Raw genomic sequence first — 24,054 nt, 5'->3', positions numbered from 1 at the left:
CGGGAGCCAGCCGACTGGGGACGCCACCCCCGGCCCGCTGGCCATCGGCCGCGCCATCGCCGGCCGCGAACCACAGCGACTTCTGGCCTCGCAGAGGCGTGACTTTGCGAGGCGCCTCAGCGGCGCCGGGCCCGCACGAATCTCATCGGGTGGGCCAGCCAGTAGATGTTCACGTCGTAACCCCAGCCGAACGTCTTCGGGGTGAAGAACCGTGGGTCGTCGGCGTTCCACAGCCGGGCGGCCAGCCGCTCGGTCGTGGGCGGCCGCCAGTCGTACGGCATGCCCGCCGCGTGTCCTTGCGGCTCGATCGGCCGCTTGCCGTCCTCGGGGGTACCGGCCATGACCATCACCTTCCCTGTTTCGGAGTACCCGGCGCCGGCGGCGGGCGAAACTCCGCCAGCCGCGCGGCTCGGGTCAGGAGGTGGCGCCGCTCGACCGCTGTGAAGCACCCAGCGCTCGCGGCCGCCGAAACCGGTCAGCCGCGCGGCGCGTCAGGAGGTGGCGCCGCTCAGGTTGCGCCGGGCCGCGGTGAATCACCCGGCGCGCGGCCGCCGAAACCACCAAGCCACCAAGCACGGTCCAAGAGGTGGCGCCGCCCGGGTGGGCAGGCCGCCGTGAAGCACCCGGCGCTCGCGACCTCCAAACCCCTCAACCGCCCAGCCGTGCGGCGTGGGTCAGGAGGTGGCGCCGGCGCGCGGCCGCCGAAACCGGTCGGCCACCCAGCACGGACCAGGAGGTGGCGCCGGGCCGCTGTGAAGCACCCGGCGCGCGCAGCCGCCGAAACCGGTCAGCCACGCAGCGCGGGCCAAGAGGGTTGCGCCCGGCCGCCGAAACCCCTCAACCGCCCAGCCGCGCGGCGCGGGTCAGCAGGTGGCGCCGCTCGGGTTGCGCCAGGCCGCCCTCGCGGCCGCCGAACCCCTCAACCGCCCAGCCGCGCAGCGCGACCCAGCAGGTGGCGCCGCTCGGGTTCGCTTGTGGTGCGCCGGGCCGCCTCCTGGTAGCCGGCGCGGGCGGCGTTGTGGTTGCCGGCCAGCTCCAGCAGGTGGGCTCGGACCGACACCAGGTGGTGGGACGCGGCGATGCGGTCGTCGGCCGAGACGGCCTCCAGCAGGGCCAGCCCGGCCGCCGGTCCGTGGACCTCGGCCACCGCCACCGCCCGGTTGAGTGTCACCGCCGGGTTGGGGGCCACCTTCTCGAGCACCGTGTAGAGCGCCAGGATCTGCGGCCAGTCGGTCGCTTCGGCGGCGGGCGCCTCGTCGTGGACGGCGGCGATCGCCGCCTGCAGCTGGTACGGCCCGATCGGGCCGCTCGACAGGGCGCCGGTCACCAGCGACACGCCCTCGGCGACGGCTTCGGCATTCCACAGGGTCCGGTCCTGCTCGCTCAGCGGCACCAGCGACCCGTCCGGGGCCGTGCGGGCCTCGCGGCGGGCGTCGGTCAGCAGCAGCAGGGCCAGGAGCCCGGCGACCTCGCCGTCGCCCGGGACCAGCCGGTACAGCTCGCGGGCCAGCCGGATGGCCTCCGCCGTCAGCTCGGCCCGCACCAGGCGCGTCCCCGACGTGGCCGTGTAACCCTCGTTGAACACCAGGTAGACGACCTGGAGCACCACACCGAGCCGCCGCGCCTGCTCGGCCGGCGGTGGCAGGGCGAACCCCGCCCCGGCCGCCTTGATGCGTTGCTTCGCGCGGCTGATGCGCTGCGCCATGGTCGCCTCGGGCACGAGGAACGCCCGGGCGATCTCGGCGGTCGACAGGCCGCCGACGGCCCGCAGGGTCAGCGCGATCTGCGACGACGGGGTCAGCGCCGGGTGGCAGCACAGGAACAGCAGCGTCAACGTGTCGTCGTCGGCGTACGCCTCGCCGCCCGCGGGAGTGCGGAGGGCGTCCGCCTCCTCCCGCCGGCGGCGGGCGACGTCGCTGCGGACCTGGTCGGCGAGGCGGCGCGTCGCCACCGTCACCAACCAGGCCCGCGGGCTGTCCGGCCAGCCTTCGACCGGCCACTGGGCCGCGGCCGCCACGAGCGCCTCCTGGACGGCGTCCTCGCAGGCGTCGAACTGGCCGTAGCGGCGCACCAGCGCGCCGAGCACCTCCGGCACCAGCCGCCGGACGGCCTGCCACCCGGTCACGGCTCGACGTTGGCCTCGTGCATGAGCGGCCGGACCTCGACACCCCAGTGGCGCGCCGACGGGTTGCGCGCGGCGATCTCCAGGGCCCGTTCCAGGCTGTCGCAGTCGAGGATCGTGAAGCTGCCCAGGTACTCCTTGGCCTCGGCGAAGGGGCCGTCGGTCACCACCGGCGTCCCGTCGGCGACCCGGACCATCTTGGAGTTCATCTGGTCGGCCATGCCGTACGCGCCGACCAGCTCCCCGGACTCGAACAGCTCCTGGTTGAGGGCGTCGGTCTCCCGGATGAGCTCGGCGAGGTTCTCCGCGCCGATCGAGGTGAAGGCCTCCTCGTTGCCGTAGATCAGCAGCATGTACTTCACAGCGCGCTCCTCTGCTCCGATGCGGCCGGTCCGACCAGCTCGCCGCTGGCACCGCGGTCGTCCAGCACCAGCTTCGACCGCCCGGTGACGGTATAGCGGATGTGGGTGACCCCCGGCGAGTCGACGACCCGGTCGGGGACCAGCTCGATGCCGTCGTCCGCGCCGAGGCCCAGACCCGGGCCGAACAGGTGCTGCCCCTCCCCCAGCAGCACCGGGGCGATGTGCAGGTCGAGCTGGTCGAGCAGCCCCGCGGCCAGCACCTGGCGCAGCAGCTCCCCGCCGCCGGACACCGCGACGTCTTTGCCGCCGGCCGCGTCCCGGGCCAGCTCGATGGCCCGTTCGAGCCCTTCGGTGACGAAGGTGAAGGACGTGCCGCCCTGGCGTTCGAGCACCTCCCGGGGCCGGTGGGTGACGACGAACACCGGGGCGTGGAACGGCGGTTCGTCACCCCAGGGGAACTCGCCCGCGTCGAACATGCGCCGGCCCATGACGTAGGCCCCGGCCGCCGCGAACGTCTCCTCGACGATCTCCGAGTCGACCGACCGCTCGCCGCCCGCAAAGCCCTGCCGCTCGCGCCAGGCCGCGGCGTCGACGGCCCAGCGGGTGACCCGGAAGAACCCGGGCGCCTCGGGACCGCGCATCCAGCCCTTCGTGTCTTTGGCGGCCCGTGGCCCGGTGTAGAAGCCGTCGAGGGACACCGACATCTGGGCGGTCACCTTGGTCATCGTGTGTGCTCCGTCTCGTGGTGGCGGCCCTCTTCCGGCCGCCGCTGCCCACTGGTCGGAGCCGAGCGCCCGTTCTCGACACGCACCGGCGAGAAATTTCCAGGAGCCCTGGCCCGTTGACGTAGGACCATGCCTGAACTGCCCGAGGTGGAATTCGCCCGTTCGGTGCTCGAACGCGCGGCGCTGGGCCGCCGGATCACCGACGTCGACGACTCCGACGGTTACGTCTGCCGGCCGCATCAGCCCGGCCAGATCCGTGACGCGCTCGTCGGGCGGCAGCTCGTGGCCGCCCATCGGCGGGGCAAGTCCATGTGGTGCGAGTCCGACGGCGGGCCCGTGCTCGGCCTGCACCTGGGCATGTCCGGGAAGATCGTGGTGGCGGATCCGGACGGGACGGAGATCGACGGCGGCGACTACTGGGAAGGCCGGCGCGTCCCCGGCGACTACCGCTGGTCGCGCTTCTCCCTCACGTTCGAAGACGGCGGCCGCCTGCTGCTGGTCGACCCCCGCCGGCTGGGCCGGGTCGTGCTCGATCCCGCGCTGGACGCCCTCGGCCCGGACGCCGCGACCGTCAGCGCCGCCGAGTTCCGCGCCGCCGTCACCAAGGGCACCGCTCCGCTGAAGGCCCGCCTGCTGGACCAGAGCGCGATCGCCGGGATCGGCAACCTGCTCGCGGACGAAATCCTGTGGCGTGCCCGGCTTCACCCCCTCCTCCCGGTCGACGCACTCGATCGCCCGGACGTCGATCGGCTCCTGCGGGCCACCCGTGGTGCGGTGTCCGCCGCGCTGAAACACGGTGGTGTGCACACGCTCGACGTCATCCCGTTCCGGAAGCCCGGGGCGCGGTGCCCGCGCGACGGCGCGCCGATGGTGCGGGGCAAGGCCGGCGGGCGCACCAGCTGGTGGTGCGACGCGGAACAGGTGATTTCCCGCGAGAAGTGAACTGAACCGGCCGATTCAGCACTACGGTCGCTGAATGGAGCTGAGGCAGGTCGAGCACTTCCTCGCCGTGACGCGGTGCGGGAGCTTCACCGCGGCGGCGCAGGAGGTGCACGTGGTGCAGTCGGCGCTGAGCGCGTCGATCCGCAAGCTCGAGGCCGAACTGCGGACGCCGCTGTTCGAGCGCACCACGCGCCGGGTGGCGCTGACCGAGGCGGGACGGGCGCTGGTGCCGCTGGCGCACCGGATCGTCGCGGACGTCGTGGCCGCGCAGGGCGAGGTCGCGGCGGTGGCCGGGCTGGCGACCGGCCGGGTGTCGATCGGGACGATCCAGGCGCTGAGCGTGGTGGACCTGCCGGCGAAGCTCGGCGAGTTCCGCGTCCGCTACCCCGGGATCCGGCTGCACGTGCGCGACGGCACCGTTCCCGTCCTGACGGCCGCCGTCGCGAGCGGGGAGCTCGACCTGGCGTTCGTCGCCGGCGACCAGCCGCTGGCCGACGAGCTGTTCGCCTTCCGGGAATGGAGCCAGCAGCTCGTGCTGCTGTGCCACCCGGGCCACCGCCTCGAACGCCGTCGCCGCGTCCGGCTCGCCGAGCTGGACGGCGAGCCGTTCCTCGACTTCAGCGGCAGCGGCATCCAGGCGATGGTCGCCCGCCGGTTCGCCGAGGCGGGGGTGCGCCAGAACCGCGTCTGCGAGGCGACGCACATGCCGTTGCTGGTCGAGCTGGTGACGGCCGGGCTGGGCGTGACGATCGTGCCGCAGCCCGTCGCGGAGAAGTCCGGCCTGCCGTTCGCGCGTCTCGAACAGCCCGGTTTCAGCCGGGCGATCCACCTCGCGGGCCGCGGTCCGGAGCCGTCGAACCCGGCGGCCCGGGCGCTGCTGGCCCACCTGCTGGCGTGACCCGCCGCCGCCCGACGGGCGCGAACAGCAACCCGCAGCCGACGAACCCCAGCGCCATCGCCACGGTGGTGAGCCCGGCCGGCACGCAGACCGCGGCCAGCACGAGCGCGCGCACGGCGAGCCGGTCGAGCAGCCGGACGAGGTCGGCGGTCTCGGTGTCGGTCATGCTTCGAGTGTCGGCCTTGAGACGCGGGGCGTCCAACGCCCGGTTTCGCTGGGATTCAGCTCTCGCAGCGCTGAATCACGCCGGCTGGTTACTTGAGGACGCTGACCGCGCGGGCGATGACCAGCAACGACGTCAACAGCGCGGCGACGCTCTGCACCGCCATCAGTACCTTGGCCCGTGACGACAGCGGCATCGTGTCGGTGGGGCTGAACGCCGTCGAGTTGGTCACCGACACGTACAGGTAGTCCACCAGCGTCGGCACCCAGTCGGCCTTGACGCTGGAGCCGTCGGCGACCTCCTCGACCGTGTCGGCGTTTTCGTCCTGGGAGAACCGGAAGTCGGCCAGGGGCAGGTCGGCGCGGCCGGACTGGGTGCGCTTGACCGGGCCGCCGCGGTCCAGCTCCCAGTAGGCCAGGCCGAACGCGATCACGTTGGTCAGCCACACCTGCAACGCGCCCAGCAGCAGGGCCTGGCCGCTGTCGCCCGCGCCGGCGACCAGGTCGTGGACGAGCAGTGCCAGGGCGCCGAGGTTGGTGACCGCGATGACCAGGACCAGCGACAGGGACAGGATCCGGGACAGCCGGGTCTGCCGCGTGACGCGCCGCGGGTTGATCGCGATCAGCGGCACCAGCAGCACGAACTCCAGCGCGGGCACCACGAACCGGGGACCGACCAGCAGCTGTTCCGGCAGGGCCAGGTAGAGCGCGATGGCCACGACGGTCGCGACGGCGGCCGGCAGGCGGGCCTCCCCGCGGCGCTGGTGCCGGGGGTGACGGGTCGATGCGGCGGTACGGTCGGCTGGCACGGCGGCGGCTCCTCGCGGACGGCCGCTGATCGGCCCAAGGTCCGGCAGCCTAGCGCCCGCGCGCCGCCCCGGCAGAACGCCAAGATCACCCGTCCGGCGAACAACCCCGTCGGCGGGCGGACGTCCACCGGATATGACCACAATGCCACGCCGTGCCCTTTTCCTGGCCGCCGCTTTGCTGGCTTTGGTGGCCGCACCGGCGACCGCGAGCGCGAGCGATCAGGTGGTGACCCGGGTGAGCGCGGCGGACCGGGCCGCGGCGCTGGCCTATTGGACGCCGGAGCGGATGCGGCAGTGGGCGGGCGACGACTCCCTGCCCCCGGCCGAGAAGATCGGCCGGCTGTGGGAGGGCCCGGTACCCGCGGGGGTCGGGCGGTTGTTCTTCACCGCCGTCCCCGGGGTCGACGAGTCCTGCACCGCGACCGTGGTTCCCAGCGCCACCAACGACGTCGCGCTCACCGCCGGGCACTGCGTCAACGGTGGTCTGGACCGGTTCGACAACCCGATCAAGATCGTCGACGTCGTGTTCGTCCCCGGCTACGACCACGGCGCGGCGCCGCACGGGGTGTTCCCGGTCCGGGCCTTCGCCTGGTCCGCCACCTACAGCGGTCCCACCAGCGGGACCGACGACGACGCGGTGCTCGCCCTCGACCCGGTCGACGGCCGGCACGTCGCCGACGTCGCGGGCACCCAGGACATTTCGTTCGAAAAGCCACCGTCCCCTGTGGACACCACGATCCTCGGCTACCCCGTGTCGCGGCTGGCGGGCGGCGAAGCGCTGCTCTCCTGCGCGAGGCCGGCCACCCTCGAAACCAACTCGGTCGTGTCCGCCTGGCGGACGGACTGCGATCTGGCCGGCGGCTCCAGCGGCGGCCCGTGGCTGCGCGACTTCGACCCCGTCACCGGCAAGGGGACCGTTTTCGGTGCCACCAGCCGGGGAACGATGAACGAAGACGGCGTCACGCTCGACCTCACGAGCGCCGCGTTCACCGACCCCGTGCGGGCACTGTACGAGCGAGCCGGAGACCTCTGAAGTCCGCTATAGACTCCCCTTCATGACTGGTAGCGCCGAAGTGGAGACCACGGAGGTCGTGATCGCGGGCGGCGGCCCGGTCGGCCTGACCCTCGCCCACGAACTCGGCTCGCGGGGCATCGACTGCGTCCTGCTGGAACCGCGGCCGCAGCCGAGCCTGGCGTCGCCGCGGTGCAAGCAGATGAACCCCCGGTCGATGGAGATCTTCCGGCGCCTGGGCATCGCCGGCGCGGTGCGGGAGCACGCGCGCCTGCCGTTCGGGTGGTCCGATTCGGCGGTTTTCTGCACTTCGCTCACCGGTCATCAGCTGGAACGTTTCGACGGCGTCTTCGCCCTCAGCGACGTCCAGCGGGCGGAGCTGGCCGAACCCGCGCTGTGGAGCGCGCAGAACCACGTCGAGTCGGCCCTGCGCGACACCCTCACCCGGCGGGAGACGGTCAGCGCGCACTGGGGCTGGACGCTGACCGGCGCCGAGCAGGACGCCACCGGCGTCACCGCCACCGCGACGGACGAGGCGGGACGCGAGCGCGTGGTGCGGGGCCGGTACCTCGTCGGCGCCGACGGTGCCCGCAGCGCCGTCCGGCGGGCGTGCGGCATCCCGCTGACCGGGCGGAGCCACGAGATCCGGAACGTGCAGGTCATCTTCGACGCGCCGGGCCTGTCCGCCCGCCACGACCTGGGCCGCGCCGTGCAGTACTGGGTGGTCGAACCCGAGGTCAACGGCCTGATGGGCACGCTGGACACCGAAGACCTGTGGTGGGCGATCATCATCAACGCCCCGGACGGCGCCGACGCCGCGTGGTGCGCAGGGGCGGTGCACCGGATGATCGGCGCGGAAGTACCCGTCACCGTGAAGGCGACCGATCCCTGGACGGCCCGGATGCTGGTCGCCGACCACTACCGGGCGGGGCGGTGTTTCCTGGCCGGGGACGCCGCGCACCAGAACCCGCCGTGGGGTGGGTTCGGCGCCAACACCGGCATCGGGGACGCCGCCGACCTCGGCTGGAAGCTCGCGGCCGCGCTGCGCGGCTGGGCCGGCCCCGAGCTGCTCGACTCCTACGAGATCGAACGCCGTCCCGTCGCGCAGCGGGCCATCGCCGAAGCCGAGCGGAACATGCGGGTGCTGACCGGCGAACTGGCCGTGCCGGGGCTGGACGACGACGGACCGGACGGCCGCGCCGTGCGCGCCAAGACCGCGGACCAGATCCGGCAGGCCAAGACGGCCGAGATGTACACCCTCGGTTTCGTGCTCGGCACGGCGTACCCCGACTCGCCGCTGGTCATCCCGGACGACGGACCCGCCCCGGTCTCCCCCGGTTCGGACTACCGGCCGTCCGCCGCGCCGGGCAACCGGCTGCCGCACCAGTGGCTCGACCGGCACAGGTCGCTGCAGGACGAACTCGGCCCCGGCTTCACGCTCCTGGAGGTCGCCGCCCCGCCCGCGCCCGAATGGGAAACCGCCGCGGCGGACGTGCCGTTGAAACGCTTCCGGCTCAACCGCCCGGACCTGCACGGTCTTTACGGCGCCCGCTACGTCCTGGTCCGGCCGGACGGATACGTGGCGTGGCGAGGCGAAACCACGCCGGGCAACCCGCGGGCGGTCCTGGACCACGCGCGGGGGCAGCGCGGCTGACCGCTCAGGGAACCTGGTGCGGACCGCGGACCGCCCACACCGAACGAGACGTGGCAAACCACCCCGACGACCGGCGGGCAGTCCTGGACCACGCACGGGGCAACGGACCTAGACCGGTCAGGGATCCTGGTGCGGACGAGCAGCGGACCGCCCACACCCGAACGAGACGCGGCAAACTGCCCCCGACGACCCGCGAGCGATCCCGAATTGCGCGCGGGGCACCAACACCGAAGGTCCAGGCGAGGTGCAAGCCGGAGCGCACCCAAGCGGGAACGCCGCGATCGCGTTGCGCGACAACCCGCCACGGGCGAACCGGAAACCACGCGCGGGCAACAGAACCGACGGTCCCGGCATCTGTCCCGCCCGCGCCCGAGCGGGAGACCGCCGCCGCGTAGGGCAATCCCGAACCACGTGCGGGGCACCGCCGCGGTCGCGTGAGGCGCCCCGGGACCACGCGGGGCCTCCGAAATCGGTCAGGAGGCGGCGCGGCTTCCGGCCGTGAGGACCGGCACCGCCAGGTCGTCCACCACGTGGTCGAGGAAACCCGCGTCCATCGGCAGGCGCCACATCCAGCGCATGAACAGCACCGACGCGACCACCTCCTCGAACAGGCCCGCGTCGACCGGGCCGGATAGCTCGCCGCGGGCGACGGCTCGCTCGATCACCTCGGGCGGCAGCCGTGCGCCGCTGGAGAAGCGGGTCTCCAGCTCGTCCAGCAGTTCCGGGTCGGACGCGCGGGCCTGGACCAGGCCGACCGCGAGCCGGCCGTCGAAGCCGTTGAGCACTTCGGCGAAGCGGCGGGTGTGCGCGGCCAGGTCGCCGCGGAAGGTTCCGGTGTCGACCGACCACGACGTGTGCCGCCCGTGGTAGCGGGTCATGGCGGCCAGGGCGATCTCGTGCTTGTTGCGCCACCGCCGGTAGATGGTGGCTTTCGACGTCCCGGACCGGGCCGCCACCGCGTCGATCGTCATCGACACGTACCCCGCCTCGGCGATCAGCTCCAGGACCGCGTCGAGGATCCGGGCGTCACGGGTGGGGTCCAGCGGGCGCGTACTCATCGTCTGATCATAGCATCGACGCTGTTCAGAGGCTTGAACGAAACGACACGGTTTCGTACTGTACGGTGGTGGTCTCACCGGCAGGAAGGGACACCATGCTCGTCACCTCGTACGCGGCGCCCTCCGCGGGCGCCCGCCTCGAACCCTGCGAACGGGACTCCGGCGCTCTCGGCGCCCTGGAAGCCGACGTCCGCGTGACGCACTGCGGCGTCTGCCACAGCGACGTCGGGCAGATCGACAACGAGTACGGCATCACGCGTTTCCCCTGCGTGGCCGGGCACGAAGCCGTCGGCGTGGTCGAAGCCGTCGGCGACGCCGTCGACACCGAGCTGCTGCCGATCGGCACCCGGGTGGGGGTCGGCGCGATCGCCGGCGCGTGTTTCCGCTGCCCACTCTGCCTGAGCGGACGCCACAACCTCTGCCCACGGCGGGACGACACCGTGATGCGCGGCGACCGGGGCGCCTTCACCGAACTCCTGCGCGTCTCGGACTGGCGCACGGCCTACCCGATCCCCGACGCGATCCCGTCCGAACAGGCGGCGCCGATGATGTGCGCCGGCGTCACGGTCTTCGCGCCGCTGATCCGCCACGGGGTCCGGCCCGTCGACCGCGCGGCCGTCGTCGGCATCGGCGGGCTCGGGCACCTCGCGCTGCAGTTCCTCTCCCGCTGGGGTTGCGACGTCACCGCGATCTCCACCTCACGGTCCAAAGAGGACGATGCCCGCCGCTTCGGCGCGACGTCCTTCCTCGCCACGGGCGAAGAAGGCGCGCTTGCCGACGCGGCCGGGTCGTTCGACTTCATCCTGTCCACGGTCTCGGCGAACCTGCCGTGGGACGACTACCTCGACCTGCTCGTCCCCCAGGGGCGGCTCAGCGTCGTCGGGGTGCCGCCCGAGGCGATCACCGTGCAGCCGATGCACCTGCTCCCGGCCGAGAAGATGATCTCCGGCGGCGTACCGGCCTCCCCGACCGAAACCCGGCTGATGCTCGACTTCGCCGCGCGTCACGGCATCGGACCGCAGGTCGAGACGTTCCCGGTGGCGGAGATCAACGCCGCGGTGGACCTCGTCCGCAGCGGCCGGGCTCGCTACCGGGCGGTGCTCGCGATGTCGTGAGGCGGGCGATGCCCCCCTCCCCCAGGAAGGGGGGCACACGCGCCCATCGAGTGGTGCACCTGCCCCGACTCCGAAGGTAGCCACCGCCGCGCGCCGTGACGAGTGCCGGAGTGCACAGTGAGCGGCCGCGGCGGTTTCCCGATGACCAGTGATCCGCCGTTCGGCCGACTGGCCTACCCGGCTCCGGCATCCGCCCGCCCGCCACGACCGGCGTCCGGAATCGCTTAATCCCGGGCCCGCTTGGGTATTCCTCCCGTATGCGTGCATGGGGCAAGAAGCTCGTCATCCTGGCTGTGGCAGTGGTGGTCCTGGCGGGCGCGGTCCTCGTCGGATCGGCGGTACACCTGTTGCCCCAGCTGCGCAATCCGTTCGCCGAACACACCGAAGAGCACTCCGGTCCGGTGCTGCTGCAGTCGATCGTCGAACTGTCGCGCTACGAGGCCGCCAGCGGTTCGTTCCAGGTGGTCGTCGACATCACGACCAGCTCGGCCCTGCCCAGTTTCCTCGTGGGCAGCGACACGCTGTTCATCGGTGTCGGCACGGACAACGCCTTCGTCGACTTCTCGAAGCTGAAGGGCGACGCGGTCAAGGTCTCCGACGACCGCCAGTCCGCCACGATCACCCTGGGCCACGCGCAGCTGGAGCCGGCGACCCTGGACGTGCACGAGTCCCACGTGTACGCGCAGCAGCAGGGCCTGTTCACCAAGATCAACGATTTCCTCAGCGGGAACCCGAACTCGCAGCAGGCGCTCTACGAGCTCGCCCAGAAGCAGATCCAGGCCGCGGCCGCGAAGAGCACGCTGCTGGCCGACGCGGAGCGCAACACCAAGACGATGCTGGTCGGCCTGCTGCAGTCCCTCGGGTTCAAGAACATCACCGTGAACTACGCGGAGAACCCCGCCGGCTGACGAACCGCTTGCCGGGCAACGGTTCTCCCGTCCAGCGTTGACAGTCGACCCCGGACTCTGCTTACCATGGTTTCCCAGGAGCAATCATTTTTGGGGGGCGACTGGAGCATGGTAGTGATGCGCGAACTCACGAGATCCGAAGTACGGCAGCAGCTCGACGCCGGTTTTCCCCGGCTGGCGCCACCTCGGTCGGTGGTCGTCGTCGGAGCCGGGCTCGCCGGGCTGGCCGCGGCGCACGAACTGCACCGCGCCGGGTGCGACGTCACCGTGCTGGAGGCGTCCGAACGCCCCGGCGGCCGCGCGTTCACGCTGCGCGCTCCGTTCGCCGACGGCCTGCGCGCCGAGGCCGGCGCGATGACCGTGACCCCGCACTGCGACTACGTGACGCACTACCGGAAGCTGCTCGGGGTCGAGCTGGACCGGTCGGACCTGCTGGACCAGGACTTCTCCTACTTCGTCAACGGCCGGTTCGTGCGCGCCGACCCGGCGTCGCTGGCCGAGGCGGGACTGCCGCTCGCCGAGCACGAACGCGGCATGAGCGTCACGGACATGATCGAGCGGTACGTGACCGCGGTGGCCGAAGAACTCGGCCCCGACCTGGCCGCCCCGGACTGGGCGCCGGCCGCCGAATTGGAGCACCTCGACCGGGCGTCGGTGCAGGAGGTGCTGCGCGGACGGGGCGCGTCGCAGGCGGCGATCGACCTGATGGAGCCGCTGTTCCTGGAGATGCGCGGCGGTGATCTCCGTTCGGCGTCGGCGTTGTCGTGGTTGCGGCACGAAAGCGGGCACCGGTCACTGCTGGGCGAAGTGGACGGCTGGGGCAAGATCGCGGGCGGCACCGACGTCCTCCCCCAGGCCTTCGCCGGCGGCCTGCGCGACCGGATCCGGTACCGCAGCCCGGTCGTGCGGCTGGAACAGGACGACGACACCGTAACGGTCACCTACCTCGACCACGGCCGGCTCGCCACGGTGACCGCGGACCGGGTCGTCGTCACCGTGCCCTTCAGCGCGATGCGCCACGTCGACGTCAGCCACGCCCGGCTCTCGGAAGCGAAGACCGACGTGATGCGGCGGCTGCGGTACTCGTCGATCGTGCGCGTCTACCTCCAGATGCGGCGGCAGTTCTGGGAGGGGCACAACGTGAGCGTGTCGACCGACCTCCCGGTGCGCTGGGTCCGCGACGCGACGGCGAGCCAGCCCGGCCCGCGCCGCATCCTCGAGGTGCTGATGACCGGCTGGCGGTCGAAGGCGGTGGCGGCGATGTCCGAAGAGGAGCGCCTGAACTTCGTGCTGGGGCACGTCGAGACGATGTTCCCCGGCGCCCGCGAGCACTACGAGCTCGGCCTTTCCGTGGCGTGGGACCACCAGCCGTGGATCGAGGGCTCGTACGTGCTGCCCGAACGCGGCCACGGCAAGCTCATGCCCGCGATCCGCGCGCCCGAGGGACGGATCCACTTCGCCGGCGAGCACACCAGCTACGAGCCCAACGGCGGTTCGATGAGCTACGCGCTCGAGTCCGGCGTGCGGGCCTTCGTGGAGCTGGCGGTGGCCTGAACCACCCAGTGGTGCTTGCCGATCCGGCGGTCGCGGGTGAAACCGTGCCGCTCGAAGAGGGCGAGGGTGCCGTTGTTGAGGAAGGACGCGGACACCTTGCGGCCTTCGGTGTCCTCGGGGAAGCTCTCGACGGTCCCGCCGCCGAGCCGGGCGATCTCCGCCAGCGCGCCGCCGAGCGCGGCGTCGGCGACCCCGGCCCGGCGGCGGGTCTTGTCGACGTAGAAGCAGGTGATCCGCCAGTCCGGCGGCGTTCCCGCTTCGGCCTCGTAAGCCCGCCGGTGCTTGATGCGCGGGAGTTCCGCCGGTGGCCCGAACTGGCACCAGCCGACGCAGTCGTCACCGTCGTAGACCAGGGCGGCGTGGGCCCGGCCTTCGCGCACGCGGGTTTCCTTCGCGGCGCGGTTCCCCTCCGGCGTGTGGCCGCGGCCGACGCCTTCGACGTGGAAGCCCATGCACCAGCAGCCACCCCAGACGCCGTTGTTGCGCTCGACGAGCGCGGCGAAGTCCGGCCAGGTCGTTTCGTCGAGCGGTTTCACCCGCAGGTCCGCCATGGTCCGCTCCGGTCGGGAAGGGTCCTGCTCGGACCGGCCAGAGTAGCCGACGGCGTGCGGCGGCGCAGGGTGTCGCGACCGCTCGGGACGGGACCGCCGGGCGGCCCGACCAGGTCGGCCGAGCCGTGTGGCGGCGCGGGGTGACCGGGCCGCCCGGGAGCCGCGCGCCCCCGGGCGGCCCGGGGCTCAGCCCACCTGCAGGTCGATGCAGGAGTAGAACGCGTTCGCCGTGTCGGCGATGTTCCACACCGCCAGCACCGTCTGGCGTCCGGTGTGGCCGCTCAGATCCACTTGGTGCGAAACGGTTTCCGGCGGCTGCTGGTTGTTGCCGGGGATGCTGGCGACCTTCTCGCTGCCGATGTAGTAGTCGTAGCTGGCCGTGCTGTGGCGGGCGGTGAAGGTCCAGGTGAACGTCACCGTGGTGCCGACCGGCGCGGCGTTCCAGCCCTTGTTGTTGTCGTTCAGCTCGGCGAACTGGGCGTTGCCTCCATTACAGGATGTCAGTCCCTTAGGGCCTTCGACGCTCTGCGGTTCGTACTTGATGTCCCCGCAGGACACCGTGCCCTGGGCGCACTGCGCCTGCCGGCTGGCCGGAGAGTTGACGTAGCCGTGCGCACTCGCGATACCGGCGGGGTTGACCAGCACCAGCACCGGCGCCAGCAGCACACCCGCGGCGGCCGCGACCAGTTTGCGGTTCGCTTTCATTCCAGCTCCTTCGGGGACGGGCTCGTCTTCCCACCGCGCCGGGAAGTGGTCGAGCGAAGGAAATTTGTGGTCTAGACCATAAAGCCAAACCGGACATTGGTCAACAGGTCGCAAGGTGTCGGCTCATGTTGGTCAGTCGCCAACCATCGGTTGCTGTTCCGGTGAGCGGGACTCACCCGATCGTGGCGAGCCGGACCGGGCGACGGCGCGCGGAGCGCCTACCCCTAGGATTGCGCCCGTGACCACCTACGACGTCGATCCGTTCGAGCACCTGGACGCCACCACCCTGCCCGAGCGGCAGCAACGGATCCTGGTCGCGATCCGGGACTGCGTGGTCCACCACGGGTATTCGCCGAGCAGCCGGGAGATCGCGGAGATCGTCGGGCTGCGGTCCTCGTCGTCGGTGTCGAAGCACCTGGCGGCGCTGGAGGACAAGGGCTACCTGAGCCGCGGCGGCTCGGTCGCGCGCCAGCTCGACGTGCGCGCGTTCCTGCGCGACAACGGGCCCCGGCCCGACGGCGACTCGGTCGCCGTGCCGGTGGTCGGCGACATCGCGGCCGGCACCCCGATCGCGGCCCAGGAGCACGTCGACGACGTGCTGAACCTGCCGCGCGACCTCACCGGCCGCGGCACCGTCTTCGGCCTGCGCGTCCGCGGCGACTCGATGATCGACGCCGCCATCTGCGACGGCGACATCGTCGTGGTCAAGCAGCAGTCGGAGGCGCACTCGGGCCAGATCGTCGCCGCGATGATCGACGAGGAGGCGACGGTCAAGGTCTACCGCCGCCGCGACGGCCACGTCTACCTCGAGCCCCGCAACCCGGCCTACGACGTCATCGACGGCGACCGCGCGGTCATCCTCGGCACGGTCGTCTCGGTGCTGCGCAGCTTCTGACCACCGGCCATGATGGCGGGCATGGACCCGTCCGACGACGTCCGGATCGTGCCGGCCAACGAGGCCTCCTGGGCCGACGTGGAGCGGATCTTCGACAGCGGTGACGCCCGGCGGTGCCGGTGCCAGCGCTTCAAGGTCACCGAGTGGATCTGGCGCGACTCCACCCTGGACGAACGCCTCGCCGCCCAGGAGGCGCAGACCGGCTGCGGCACCCCGGGCCCCACCAGCGGGCTCGTCGCCTACCTGGCCGGGGAACCCGCGGGCTGGGCCGCGGTCGAGCCGCGGACCGCCTTCCCGAAGCTGCGGACCTCACGGATCCCGTGGAAGGGCCGCGACGAGGACAAGGACGACCCGGACGTCTGGGCCGTCACCTGCCTCGTCGTCCGCAAGGGCTTCCGCGGCCGTGGCCTCACCTATCCCCTGGCCCGCGCCACCGTCGCCTTCGCGCGCGAACGCGGCGCCCGCGCGCTCGAGGCGTACCCGATGGTCACCCAGCCCGGGAAGACCGTCACCTGGGGCGAGCTGCACGTCGGCGCCCGGCAGGTCTTCGAGGACGCCGGGTTCGCCCAGGTCACCCACCCCAGCCCGCGGCGGTTCGTGATGCGCGTCGACCTCACCAGGTGACGGGCAGCTCGTAGACGCCGTAGACCGACCCGTCGTGCTTGAACGGGACCTTGCCGACCTCGGTGGCCAGCGCCAGCGTCGGGATCCGGCGGTACAGCGTGCTGTACACGACCTGCAGCTCCAGCCGGGCCAGCGGCTGGCCGAGGCACTGGTGGACGCCGAACCCGAACGCGATGTGGCGGTGCGCGTCGCGGTTCAGGTCGAGGCGGTCGCCTTCCGGGAAGACGTCCGGGTCGCGGTTGGCGATGTCGTTCGCCATGATCAGGCCCTCGCCCGCGCGCACGGTCTCGCCGGCGATCTCGATGTCCTCCAGTGCGAGGCGGCGGCGTCCGTTGTGCGTGATGTTCAGGTAGCGCAACAGTTCCTCGACCGCCGACTTGACCAGCGCGGGATCATCGTTCTCCCGCAGCAGCTTCAGCTGGTCCGGGTGCTCCAGCAGCGCCAGCGTGCCGAGTGCGATCATGTTCGCCGTGGTCTCGTGCCCGGCGATGAGCAGCAGGACGCCCATCTGGGCCGCCTCCACCCGGGTCAGCTCCCCCGCGTTGACGCGCGTGGCGAGCCCCGAGAGCAGGTCGTCGGCCGGTTCGGCCAGCTTCTGGCCCATCAGCTCGTCCAGGTAGCCGATGAGCGCCTGGTGCCCGGCGGCGCGTTCCTCGGGCTTCGCGTCCCGCCGGATGATGACCTTGCTGTTCTCCTGGAAGAAGTCGTGGTCGGCATACGGCACGCCGAGCAGCTCGCAGATCACCAGCGACGGCACCGGCAGCGCGAACGCCTCGACGAGGTCGGCCGGGTTGGGGCCGGCCAGCAGCGCGTCGATCCGGTCGTCGACGATCTTCTGCACCGCCGGGCGCATCCGCTCGGTGCGCCGGATGGTGAACGGCGCGGTGACCATCCGCCGCAGCCGCGCGTGCTCCGGGTTGTCCATCAGGATGAAGCTGATGCCGCTGCTCCCGCCCTTCGGCAGCGGCGCGGGGCTCGGGTAGCCGGGCCGGGAGATGTCGGCGCTGATCCGCGGGTCGGCCAGCAGCGCGCGCTGCTCGGCGTAGCGGGTCACGAGCCACGGGGTGCTGCCGTCCCACAGTTTCACCCGCTTGAGCGGGGCTTCCTCCTGCAACGCGCGCGCGGCGGGCGGCGGGTCGAACGGGCAGCCCGCGGCGCGGGTCATCGGGAACTCGGGGATGCCGAGGGTGCTGGTCATGCGGTTCCTCCACAGTGGACGCGGGTCACGAGAGTGAGATGGCCCCGGCCGGGCAGACGTTCGCGGCTTCGCGGACCGTGGTGTGCAGCTCCTCGCCGGGGTGCTCCTCAAGGAGGACGACGATGCCGTCGTCCTCGCCCTGGTCGAACACGTCCGGGGCGAGCATCACGCAAGTTCCCGCGCCGCAGCACTTTTCGGTGTCGACGGCTACCTTCATCAACGTTCTCCTTCATCCGTGGTGGTGACCGGGGCGAGCCAGAGACCGACGAGCGCGTCGATCAGGCCGGTCCCGGCGGCGTGCCAGTCGGCTCGCGGGGTGGGAGTTCCTTCGGCCAACGCTCGCTCGCGTTCGGCGCAGGTGTGGACCATCAGCTGACGCGCCATGTCCGCACGCTCGGCCCGTACGTCGGCGGGCAGGGCGGGCAGGCAGCCGTGGAGGCCGCGCAGGGTCCGGTGCAGCGACGGGACGGCCAGCGCCTCTTCGACCATGATCCCGCGCAGCGCGGGGTCCGTCATGACCTGCGCGCCGAACCGGGCGAACCACGTCGGGCCGGGCAGCGCGCCCAGGTGGTCGGTCACCGGGCGGACCAGGCACGCGACCCAGGCCCGCACCGGCGCGCCGGCGGGCACCTCGGCGACCATCCGCGTCCGGGTCACCTCGATCTCCTCGGTGTGCCGCCGGGCGATCGCGCGGACCAGGTCGGCCTTGGCGCCGAAGTGGTACCCGACCGCGGTGTTGTTGCCCTGCCCGGCGGCCTCGCTGATCTGCCGGTTGGACACCGCGTAGACGCCGTGTTCGGCGAACAGCCGCTCGGCGGTCGTCAGGATCCGCTCGCGGGTGGCGTCCGCGCGGGCGGTCTTCACCACCGCACCGGCAGCTCGCGCAGGCCGCCGACGGCGAGGCCTTCGACGCGCCGCAGCTCCCCCGGCTCGACGGCGAGCGCGAGCGACGGCAGCTTGCGCACCAGCACTTCCAGGACGACCTGCAGCTCGGTGCGCGCGAGGGCCTGGCCGAGGCACGAGTGCGAGCCCGCGCCGAAGGCCAGGTGCGGGTTGGGGCTGCGGGTCAGGTCCATCTCGCCGGCGGTGTCGAACGCGCCTTCGTCGCGGTTGGCCGCCGCCATGCTGCACAGCACGGTGGTGCCGCGCGGCAGCACCTCCCCGCCGAGCTCGACCTCTTCGCCGAGGTAGCGGGGCATGCCGATGCCGGGGTTGGCGTCGAACCGCAGCGCCTCCTCCACCGCCGTGCGGACCAGCGACGGGTCGGCCAGCAGCTGCTCCCAGCGCCGCCGGTCCGACAGCAGCAGGCCGAGCATCTTGCCGATCATGTTCGCCGTCGTCTCGTGCCCGGCGACGAGCAGCGCCTGGCCGGTGGCCACCAGGATCGCGTCCGGCAGCGGCTCGGCGGCGCCGGTGATCAGGTCGCTGAGCAGGTCGTCACCCGGCTCCGCGCGCTTGGCCGTGACGTGGGCGAGCATGTAGGCGCCGAACTCGGCCTGGGCGGCGTCGGTCTCGGCCTGCGTGTAGCGCGTCAGGTTGAGCAGGTTGTCCGACCAGTGCGCGAACTTCGCGCGGTCGGCGTCGGGCACGCCGAGCAGGTCGCAGATCACCCAGACGGGCAGCGGGAACCCGACGCCCGCCTTGAGGTCGGCCGGCGCGCCCGACGCGACCATCTCGTCGACGAGCTGCTCGGCCATCGCGACGACACCCGGGCGCAGCGCCGCCATCCGCTTGGCGGTGAACCACTTGCCGATCATCCGGCGCCAGCGCTGGTGGCCGTCCCCCTCCTGCGGCAGCGTGTTCGCCATCTCGCTGTTGAACACCCCGCCCGAGTCGGAGTCGGTGAGGCGCGCGGCGTCGGAGGCGTTGAGCAGGCGGGTGAAGCGCGGGTCGGACAGCACCTGCTTGACGTCGTCGTAGCGGGTCAGCAGGGACGCCTGGTCGCCGCTGGGCAGCCGGACGGCGGCGACGGGGCACTGCCGGCGCAGGCGCTCCCACTCGGCGGGCGGTTCCAGCGCCGCGGGCGCGGGCATCGGATAGCTCAGGACCTCGTCGGTCACCGTGCATCCTCCTCGTGGTGGGCCGTCAGTTCGTCAGCAGTCAACCGAAGGCTGCTAGGCTAAGTCAAGCGGTTGATTTAATTCGACCCGAACGCCCGATGCGTCCCCCCGTTGGAGGATCCCCCGTGTCCAGAACTTCCGCTCCCGCCGGGGAAACAGCGCCGAGAGCGAGCCTCGTCGTGGGCGTCCTCGCGTTCGCCGGCATCGTCGTCTCGCTGATGCAGACGCTCGTGATCCCCCTGATCCCGGCGCTGCCCGGACTGCTGCACGCGTCCGCCTCCGACGCGACCTGGGCCATCACGGCGACGCTGCTGGCGGGCGCGGTCGCGACGCCGACGGTCGGCCGCCTCGGCGACATGTACGGCAAGCGGCGGATGCTGCTGATCAGCCTCGGTGCGCTGGTCGCCGGCTCCGCGATCGGCGCGTTGTCGGACACCCTGGTGCCGATGGTCGCCGGGCGGACGCTGCAGGGCCTCGCGGCGGGCGTCATCCCGCTCGGGATCAGCATCATGCGCGACGAGCTCCCGGCCGAACGGCTCGGCTCGGCGACGGCGCTGATGAGCGCGTCCCTCGGCGTCGGCGGCGCGCTGGGCCTGCCCGCGGCGGCGCTGCTGGCCGAGCACGCGGACTGGCACGTGCTGTTCTGGACGTCGGCCGGGCTCGGCCTGGTCGTCACCGGACTCGTCGTCGCGCTGGTGCCCGAGTCGCCGGTGCGCACCGGCGGCCGCTTCGACGTGCCGGGCGCGGCCGGGCTGTCGATCGCCCTGGTGTGCCTGCTGCTGGCCATCTCCAAGGGCGCCGACTGGGGCTGGGGCAGCGCGGCGACGCTCGGCCTGTTCGCCGCCGCGGTCGTCGTGCTCCTGCTGTGGGGCCGGTGGGAGCTGCGGACCCGGCAGCCGCTGGTCGACCTGCGCACCACCGCGCGGCGCCAGGTGCTGCTGACCAACCTCGCGTCCGCGGTGTTCGGCTTCGCGATGTTCGCGATGTCGCTGGTCCTGCCCCAGCTGCTGCAGCTGCCGGCGGCCACCGGCTACGGCCTCGGCCGGTCGATGCTGGTGGTCGGCCTGGTGATGGCGCCGTCCGGCCTGGTGATGATGGCGCTCGCGCCGGTGTCCGCGCGGATCTCCCGCACGCGCGGCCCGAAGACGACGCTGATGCTCGGCGCGGTCGTCGTCGCCATCGGGTACGCGATCGGCATCGTGCTGATGAGCCAGGTCTGGCACCTGGTCCTGATCTCGTGCGTCATCGGCGGCGGCATCGGCCTCGCCTACGGCGCGATGCCGGGCCTGGTGATGGCGGCGGTCCCGGTGTCGGAAACGGCGGCGGCAAACAGCTTGAACACGCTGATGCGTTCGATCGGCACGTCGATCTCGAGCGCGACGGCGGGTTTGGTGCTCGCCCAGCTGACCGTCCACTTCGGACCGGTGGTGCTGCCCGCACAGAGCGGTTTCCGCGTGGTGCTGGCGATGGGCTCGGGCGCGGCGCTGATCGCGTTGTCCATCGCGGCGTTCCTGCCCCGCCATGTTCCGGCCGTTTCGGTGACCCGGAAGCCGGAACCCGCGGCGGTGGCCGGAAGCTGAGCCGGAGCCGCCGCGACGCTCATCCGTCGCGGCGGTCTCGGCCGACCAGAATGCCCGCGCACAGCGGGTTCTTTGGTGTGCCCGCGATGTCCGCCAAAGCCGAGCCGGTCAGTCGGCGCGTGCGTAGCGACCTGGCTCGGCCGTGCTGACCGCGTAGTGCACCGCGTCGGCCCGGTTGTGGAAGCCTGCCTTGGCGAAGAGGTTGTTGATGTGCGTCTTCACCGTTGCCTCACTGATCACCAGCCGGGCGGCGATCTCCGGGTTGCGCAGGCCCTCGCCGATCAGGTCGAGGATCTCGGTCTCGCGGCCGGTCATCGGGACCTTCGTCGTGACAGGCCAGTGTTTGCCGATGACGGGTGCTTCACGCAGACTCACAGACCCGACATCGGCGCGTGCACGCCCGCCGTTACACCTCATCCCGAACAGCGCGCGCCCGGACGTCGAAACCGTCGAACGCGCACCGTCCACATGGGACTCTCGTCACGGCACCAGGATCAGCCGGATCGGGTTGCCCGACTTCTCGGCCAGCTGCTTCACCGCGCGGTCGGCCTCCGCCAGGGGGATGTGCGCGCTGATCGAGCGGGACAGGTCGAGCCGGCCGTAGCGGGCGAGCGTGACCAGCTCGAGCACGTGCTCCCCCGACGAGCCGAAGTGCCCGAGGATCCGCTGGCCGCGCACGCTCAGGCCGGTGCTGTCCGGCAGGTGCAGCGGGGCATCGGTGAGCCCGGTCAGCACCATCGCGCCGTGCGCGGCGAGGACGCCGGCCGCCTGCTCGCGCACCGCCGCGTAGCCCGCGAAGTCGAACGCGAAATCCAGGCCGCGGCCGTCGGTCCACGCGCCGATCCGCTCGCCGAAGTCCGCCGCGGCCGGGTCTAGCGCGAAGTCCGCGCCGAACGACAGCGCCCGCTCGCGGGCCGCCGGCAGCGGGTCGATCGCGACGATCGGGGCCGCGCCCGCGAGGCGCAGCACCTGCAGGCCGTGGACGCCGAGGCCGCCAGCGCCCCACACGCCCGCCGAGCTCGCCGGGCGGACCCGGGCCGTCGCGACGACCGCCGCGTACGGCGTCGACACCGCGTCCGGGATGATCGCCGCCTGGTCGAACGGGAGGTCGTCCGGGATCGGGACGACCGTGTCGGCCCGGGCGAGCGCGTACTCCGCCCAGCCGCCGTCGTAGTGCACCCCGCGCACCCTCAGGCGCCGGCACGGCAGGCGCCGCAGGCAGCGGTCGCAGACGTCGCAGGACTGGCCGGCCTGCAGCGTCACGCGCAGGCCGGTGGTGAGGTGCTCCGGCACGTCCGGGCCGAGCGCCTCGATCGTGCCCGAGACCTCGTGGCCGAGGGTGACCCGGCCGGTGCCGGGCAGCGTGCCGTCGATGAGGTGCAGATCGGACAGGCAGACGCCGGCCGCGGCGACCGCGATCCGCACCTCCCCCGGCCCTGGCACCGGGATCGGCACCTCTTCGACGCCGAACTCCCGTTTGTCCAGATCCAGCCGGCCCGCCAGCATCGTGTCGCCCATGCCTTCGATCACACCACAAAGATCGCCCGCGCGCGGGACCTCCCGATGAAGTACGTTGCGCCGATGGGCATCCCCGACGAGTACCACGAGTTCGCGATCGCCGTCGCCGGCGCGAGCGGCGCGCTGATCGGCCTGCTGTTCGTGGCCGTCTCGGTGTCCCCCGACCGCGTCCACCGGACGACGACGCACGCCGAGTACCACACGCGCGCGTCCGCGGCGATGCTGCTGTTCACCAACGCGCTGGTGCTGTCGCTGATGATCCTGGTGCCCGGCAGCACACCGGGCGGGTGGGCGGTCGCGTCCGGGGTGGGCATCCTGGTGTTCGACGCGGCGGCGACCCGGTCGATCGTCACGGCGGTGCGGCACCGGCGCGGGCACTGGAGCTCGCTGCGCATGGCGTCGGCCCTGCTGGTGATCGCGGGCTTCGAGATCTACGCCGGCGTCCGGCTCCTCACCGAACCGGGCAACTGGGACCCGCTGCGCACGCTGTACTACGTGCTGATCGGCGACCTGGCCTTCGGGATCGCCCGCGGCTGGCAGCTGATGGACATGCGCCGCATCAGCCTGTTCTCCTCGCTGCGCACCTTGGCCCACGGCGACGAGGCCGACGCCGAACCGGAGGAACCCGCCAAGGACTAGACCACCGGCGGGGTGCCGTGGGTGTGGAACGACTCGATCGTCTTCAGCCCCCACGCCTGCCCCTTGGCCCGTTCGGCCTCGGTCCAGGTGACCGGCTCCCAGTCCGGCGCGAAGATCAGCCGGGCGGCCGGGTTGCACAGCTCGATCCGGTTGCCGCCGGGCTCGTAGACGTAGAGGAAGAACGTCTGCTGGATCGCGTGCTTGTGCGGGCCGGTCTCGATGTGGACGTCGTTGTCCAAGGCGATGTCGGCCGCGCGCAGGATGTCCTCGCGGGTGTCGGTGGCGAACGCGATGTGGTGCAGCCGCCCGGTCGAGCGCGTCCAGTCCGTGGTGTACACGAGGTCGTACGACTTCTGCGCGAAGTGCGTCCACTGCCCGGAAATCACGCCGTTGTCGAGCCGGATCTGTTCGGTGACCCGGCCGCCGAGCGCGTCACAGACGAACTGCCCGTTGGCCGCCGCGTCCTGCGCGAGGTAGTTGACGTGATCGAGGCGCCGGACGCCGACCCCGCGGCCCGGGTAGGCCTGCGCCTGGTTCTTCAGCGCCGGGCGCAGGTGCTCGGGCGGCCGGTAGCGCTCGGTTTCCCAGTAGATCTCCAGCTCGTGGCCGTCGGGGTCGTGGAACAGGTAGGTCGGCCCGATGCCGGTGTCCCCGTCGACCCAGCCGACGCCGAGGCCGCGCTCTTCGAGGGCCTTCACCCGCCGTTCCAGCGCCTCCGCGCTCGTCGTGCGCAACGCCGTGCGCCCGACGCCGGACGTCTTCGCGGCGGTGAGCTTGAGGCTGTGGTGCTCGTAGTCGTCCCACGTGCGCAGGTAGACCGAGTCGCCGTCGGTGCCGTTCTCGGTCAGGCCGAGGACGCGGACGAAGAAGTCCAGGCTGCGCGCGGGTTCCGGGGTGAACAGCTCGACGTGACCGAGGTGCGCGATCTCGTGGCGGGGCGAGGGATCGGGCATGGCGGGCTCC

The 24,054-nt window shown here is 72.2% G+C and carries 26 protein-coding genes and 1 pseudogene; 11 read left to right on the top strand and 16 right to left on the bottom strand.

The window, feature by feature from the left end:
- Positions 1-116: 116 nt before the first annotated feature.
- The 4 genes from VA596_RS14700 to VA596_RS14685 form a co-directional block, all read right to left on the bottom strand.
- On the bottom strand, positions 117-341 hold the full coding sequence (locus VA596_RS14700; protein ID WP_323327247.1) for a DUF5808 domain-containing protein: 225 nt from the start codon (positions 339-341) through the stop codon (positions 117-119).
- Positions 342-919: 578 nt separating this feature from the next.
- Entirely contained in the window at positions 920-2,125 is a 1,206-nt protein-coding gene (locus tag VA596_RS14695) for an RNA polymerase sigma factor (RefSeq protein WP_323327245.1), read from the bottom strand.
- Positions 2,122-2,475 (bottom strand): YciI family protein, encoded by a 354-nt coding sequence (locus VA596_RS14690; RefSeq protein WP_323327761.1) that lies wholly within the window; start codon positions 2,473-2,475, stop codon positions 2,122-2,124. The genes VA596_RS14695 and VA596_RS14690 overlap by 4 nt, the downstream gene beginning before the upstream one ends.
- 5 nt (positions 2,476-2,480) lie before the next feature.
- On the bottom strand, positions 2,481-3,209 hold the full coding sequence (locus VA596_RS14685; RefSeq protein WP_323327243.1) for a dihydrofolate reductase family protein: 729 nt from the start codon (positions 3,207-3,209) through the stop codon (positions 2,481-2,483).
- 129 nt (positions 3,210-3,338) lie between these two features.
- Between VA596_RS14685 and VA596_RS14680 the strand changes: the two genes are divergently transcribed.
- Both VA596_RS14680 and VA596_RS14675 read left to right on the top strand, forming a co-directional pair.
- Positions 3,339-4,151, top strand: a complete 813-nt coding sequence (locus tag VA596_RS14680) for an Fpg/Nei family DNA glycosylase (RefSeq protein ID WP_323327241.1) — start codon at positions 3,339-3,341, stop codon at positions 4,149-4,151.
- Between the two features lie 34 nt (positions 4,152-4,185).
- Positions 4,186-5,049 (top strand): LysR family transcriptional regulator, encoded by an 864-nt coding sequence (locus VA596_RS14675; RefSeq protein ID WP_323327239.1) that lies wholly within the window; start codon positions 4,186-4,188, stop codon positions 5,047-5,049.
- Here the strand turns inward: VA596_RS14675 and VA596_RS14670 are convergent.
- Together VA596_RS14670 and VA596_RS14665 are read right to left on the bottom strand one after the other, a co-directional pair.
- Positions 4,964-5,215, bottom strand: coding sequence for a hypothetical protein (locus VA596_RS14670; protein WP_323327237.1), 252 nt, complete (start codon positions 5,213-5,215; stop codon positions 4,964-4,966). The two genes, VA596_RS14675 and VA596_RS14670, sit on opposite strands and share 86 nt — an antisense overlap.
- 88 nt (positions 5,216-5,303) lie before the next feature.
- On the bottom strand, positions 5,304-6,020 hold the full coding sequence (locus VA596_RS14665; RefSeq protein WP_323327235.1) for a hypothetical protein: 717 nt from the start codon (positions 6,018-6,020) through the stop codon (positions 5,304-5,306).
- A 187-nt stretch (positions 6,021-6,207) separates the two neighbouring features.
- On the opposite strand from VA596_RS14665, the gene VA596_RS14660 reads away from it, so the two are divergent.
- Both VA596_RS14660 and VA596_RS14655 read left to right on the top strand, forming a co-directional pair.
- Positions 6,208-7,053 carry a trypsin-like serine peptidase gene (locus tag VA596_RS14660; protein WP_323327233.1) on the top strand — a complete coding sequence of 282 codons (846 nt, stop codon included), beginning with the start codon at positions 6,208-6,210 and terminating at the stop codon, positions 7,051-7,053.
- Between the two features lie 22 nt (positions 7,054-7,075).
- Complete coding sequence (locus VA596_RS14655; RefSeq protein ID WP_323327231.1) at positions 7,076-8,686, top strand: FAD-dependent monooxygenase; 1,611 nt, start codon at positions 7,076-7,078, stop codon at positions 8,684-8,686.
- A 473-nt stretch (positions 8,687-9,159) separates the two neighbouring features.
- Here the strand turns inward: VA596_RS14655 and VA596_RS14650 are convergent, their stop codons facing one another.
- The gene (locus VA596_RS14650) at positions 9,160-9,744 is read right to left on the bottom strand and encodes a TetR/AcrR family transcriptional regulator (RefSeq protein WP_323327229.1); all 585 of its coding nucleotides are present in this window, start codon (positions 9,742-9,744) and stop codon (positions 9,160-9,162) included.
- 95 nt (positions 9,745-9,839) lie between these two features.
- Here VA596_RS14650 and VA596_RS14645 point away from each other — a divergent pair, with 95 nt between their 5' ends.
- The 3 genes from VA596_RS14645 (at position 9,840) to VA596_RS14635 (ending at position 13,321) form a co-directional block, all read left to right on the top strand.
- Entirely contained in the window at positions 9,840-10,859 is a 1,020-nt protein-coding gene (locus VA596_RS14645) for an NAD(P)-dependent alcohol dehydrogenase (RefSeq protein ID WP_323327227.1), read from the top strand.
- 257 nt (positions 10,860-11,116) lie between these two features.
- Positions 11,117-11,767 carry a DUF4230 domain-containing protein gene (locus VA596_RS14640; protein ID WP_323327225.1) on the top strand — a complete coding sequence of 217 codons (651 nt, stop codon included), beginning with the start codon at positions 11,117-11,119 and terminating at the stop codon, positions 11,765-11,767.
- Positions 11,768-11,884: 117 nt separating this feature from the next.
- Positions 11,885-13,321 (top strand): flavin monoamine oxidase family protein, encoded by a 1,437-nt coding sequence (locus tag VA596_RS14635; protein WP_323327223.1) that lies wholly within the window; start codon positions 11,885-11,887, stop codon positions 13,319-13,321.
- Here the strand turns inward: VA596_RS14635 and VA596_RS14630 are convergent.
- Positions 13,270-13,872 carry a GNAT family N-acetyltransferase gene (locus VA596_RS14630; protein ID WP_323327221.1) on the bottom strand — a complete coding sequence of 201 codons (603 nt, stop codon included), beginning with the start codon at positions 13,870-13,872 and terminating at the stop codon, positions 13,270-13,272. The genes VA596_RS14635 and VA596_RS14630 overlap by 52 nt on opposite strands.
- Positions 13,873-14,058: 186 nt before the next feature.
- Positions 14,059-14,577, bottom strand: coding sequence for a lytic polysaccharide monooxygenase auxiliary activity family 9 protein (locus tag VA596_RS14625; protein WP_323327219.1), 519 nt, complete (start codon positions 14,575-14,577; stop codon positions 14,059-14,061).
- Between the two features lie 238 nt (positions 14,578-14,815).
- Between VA596_RS14625 and lexA the strand changes: the two genes are divergently transcribed.
- A complete protein-coding gene (gene lexA, locus VA596_RS14620; RefSeq protein WP_323327217.1) occupies positions 14,816-15,472 on the top strand; it encodes a transcriptional repressor LexA in 657 nt (218 codons plus the stop codon).
- 21 nt (positions 15,473-15,493) lie between these two features.
- On the top strand, positions 15,494-16,096 hold the full coding sequence (locus VA596_RS14615; protein WP_323327215.1) for a GNAT family N-acetyltransferase: 603 nt from the start codon (positions 15,494-15,496) through the stop codon (positions 16,094-16,096).
- Here the strand turns inward: VA596_RS14615 and VA596_RS14610 are convergent.
- The 4 genes from VA596_RS14610 to VA596_RS14595 are packed head-to-tail and all read right to left on the bottom strand — an operon-like array spanning position 16,086 to position 19,327.
- Positions 16,086-17,294 carry a cytochrome P450 gene (locus tag VA596_RS14610; protein ID WP_323327213.1) on the bottom strand — a complete coding sequence of 403 codons (1,209 nt, stop codon included), beginning with the start codon at positions 17,292-17,294 and terminating at the stop codon, positions 16,086-16,088. The genes VA596_RS14615 and VA596_RS14610 overlap by 11 nt on opposite strands.
- Positions 17,295-17,319: 25 nt before the next feature.
- Positions 17,320-17,511, bottom strand: coding sequence for a ferredoxin (locus VA596_RS14605; protein ID WP_323327211.1), 192 nt, complete (start codon positions 17,509-17,511; stop codon positions 17,320-17,322).
- Positions 17,511-18,158, bottom strand: a complete 648-nt coding sequence (locus tag VA596_RS14600; RefSeq protein WP_323327209.1) for a TetR/AcrR family transcriptional regulator — start codon at positions 18,156-18,158, stop codon at positions 17,511-17,513. The genes VA596_RS14605 and VA596_RS14600 overlap by 1 nt, the downstream gene beginning before the upstream one ends.
- Entirely contained in the window at positions 18,155-19,327 is a 1,173-nt protein-coding gene (locus VA596_RS14595) for a cytochrome P450 (RefSeq protein ID WP_323327759.1), read from the bottom strand. The genes VA596_RS14600 and VA596_RS14595 overlap by 4 nt, the downstream gene beginning before the upstream one ends.
- Before the next feature lie 125 nt (positions 19,328-19,452).
- Here VA596_RS14595 and VA596_RS14590 point away from each other — a divergent pair, with 125 nt between their 5' ends.
- The gene (locus tag VA596_RS14590) at positions 19,453-20,934 is read left to right on the top strand and encodes an MFS transporter (RefSeq protein WP_323327207.1); all 1,482 of its coding nucleotides are present in this window, start codon (positions 19,453-19,455) and stop codon (positions 20,932-20,934) included.
- 108 nt (positions 20,935-21,042) lie between these two features.
- On the opposite strand, the pseudogene VA596_RS14585 reads toward VA596_RS14590, so the two are convergent.
- Both VA596_RS14585 and VA596_RS14580 read right to left on the bottom strand, forming a co-directional pair.
- Positions 21,043-21,246: pseudogene (locus tag VA596_RS14585) on the bottom strand (response regulator transcription factor); the annotation flags it as partial.
- A gap of 168 nt (positions 21,247-21,414) precedes the next feature.
- Positions 21,415-22,464, bottom strand: a complete 1,050-nt coding sequence (locus VA596_RS14580; RefSeq protein ID WP_323327205.1) for a zinc-binding dehydrogenase — start codon at positions 22,462-22,464, stop codon at positions 21,415-21,417.
- A 33-nt stretch (positions 22,465-22,497) separates the two neighbouring features.
- Between VA596_RS14580 and VA596_RS14575 the strand changes: the two genes are divergently transcribed.
- Positions 22,498-23,091, top strand: a complete 594-nt coding sequence (locus VA596_RS14575; RefSeq protein WP_323327203.1) for a hypothetical protein — start codon at positions 22,498-22,500, stop codon at positions 23,089-23,091.
- On the opposite strand, the gene VA596_RS14570 is transcribed toward VA596_RS14575, so the two are convergent.
- Complete coding sequence (locus VA596_RS14570; protein ID WP_323327201.1) at positions 23,088-24,044, bottom strand: catechol 2,3-dioxygenase; 957 nt, start codon at positions 24,042-24,044, stop codon at positions 23,088-23,090. The two genes, VA596_RS14575 and VA596_RS14570, sit on opposite strands and share 4 nt — an antisense overlap.
- Positions 24,045-24,054: the final 10 nt, after the last annotated feature.

Source organism: Amycolatopsis heterodermiae (genome assembly GCF_034929455.1).
Taxonomy (GTDB): Bacteria; Actinomycetota; Actinomycetes; order Mycobacteriales; family Pseudonocardiaceae; genus Amycolatopsis; species Amycolatopsis heterodermiae.
The sequence above is the reverse complement of the archived record's forward strand: the minus strand, read 5'-3'. Positions and strand labels throughout refer to the sequence as shown.

Coding starts and splice junctions, on each gene's coding strand:
- VA596_RS14700 (WP_323327247.1), bottom strand. CDS start 341: ATGGCCGGTACCCCCGAGGACGGCAAGCGGCCGATCGAGCCGCAAGGA.
- VA596_RS14690 (WP_323327761.1), bottom strand. CDS start 2,475: ATGCTGCTGATCTACGGCAACGAGGAGGCCTTCACCTCGATCGGCGCG.
- VA596_RS14685 (WP_323327243.1), bottom strand. CDS start 3,209: ATGACCAAGGTGACCGCCCAGATGTCGGTGTCCCTCGACGGCTTCTAC.
- VA596_RS14680 (WP_323327241.1), top strand. CDS start 3,339: ATGCCTGAACTGCCCGAGGTGGAATTCGCCCGTTCGGTGCTCGAACGC.
- VA596_RS14675 (WP_323327239.1), top strand. CDS start 4,186: ATGGAGCTGAGGCAGGTCGAGCACTTCCTCGCCGTGACGCGGTGCGGG.
- VA596_RS14670 (WP_323327237.1), bottom strand. CDS start 5,215: ATGACCGACACCGAGACCGCCGACCTCGTCCGGCTGCTCGACCGGCTC.
- VA596_RS14655 (WP_323327231.1), top strand. CDS start 7,076: ATGACTGGTAGCGCCGAAGTGGAGACCACGGAGGTCGTGATCGCGGGC.
- VA596_RS14650 (WP_323327229.1), bottom strand. CDS start 9,744: ATGAGTACGCGCCCGCTGGACCCCACCCGTGACGCCCGGATCCTCGAC.
- VA596_RS14645 (WP_323327227.1), top strand. CDS start 9,840: ATGCTCGTCACCTCGTACGCGGCGCCCTCCGCGGGCGCCCGCCTCGAA.
- VA596_RS14640 (WP_323327225.1), top strand. CDS start 11,117: ATGCGTGCATGGGGCAAGAAGCTCGTCATCCTGGCTGTGGCAGTGGTG.
- VA596_RS14635 (WP_323327223.1), top strand. CDS start 11,885: ATGCGCGAACTCACGAGATCCGAAGTACGGCAGCAGCTCGACGCCGGT.
- VA596_RS14630 (WP_323327221.1), bottom strand. CDS start 13,872: ATGGCGGACCTGCGGGTGAAACCGCTCGACGAAACGACCTGGCCGGAC.
- VA596_RS14625 (WP_323327219.1), bottom strand. CDS start 14,577: ATGAAAGCGAACCGCAAACTGGTCGCGGCCGCCGCGGGTGTGCTGCTG.
- VA596_RS14615 (WP_323327215.1), top strand. CDS start 15,494: ATGGACCCGTCCGACGACGTCCGGATCGTGCCGGCCAACGAGGCCTCC.
- VA596_RS14610 (WP_323327213.1), bottom strand. CDS start 17,294: ATGACCAGCACCCTCGGCATCCCCGAGTTCCCGATGACCCGCGCCGCG.
- VA596_RS14605 (WP_323327211.1), bottom strand. CDS start 17,511: ATGAAGGTAGCCGTCGACACCGAAAAGTGCTGCGGCGCGGGAACTTGC.
- VA596_RS14595 (WP_323327759.1), bottom strand. CDS start 19,327: ATGCCCGCGCCCGCGGCGCTGGAACCGCCCGCCGAGTGGGAGCGCCTG.
- VA596_RS14590 (WP_323327207.1), top strand. CDS start 19,453: ATGCGTCCCCCCGTTGGAGGATCCCCCGTGTCCAGAACTTCCGCTCCC.
- VA596_RS14575 (WP_323327203.1), top strand. CDS start 22,498: ATGAAGTACGTTGCGCCGATGGGCATCCCCGACGAGTACCACGAGTTC.
- VA596_RS14570 (WP_323327201.1), bottom strand. CDS start 24,044: ATGCCCGATCCCTCGCCCCGCCACGAGATCGCGCACCTCGGTCACGTC.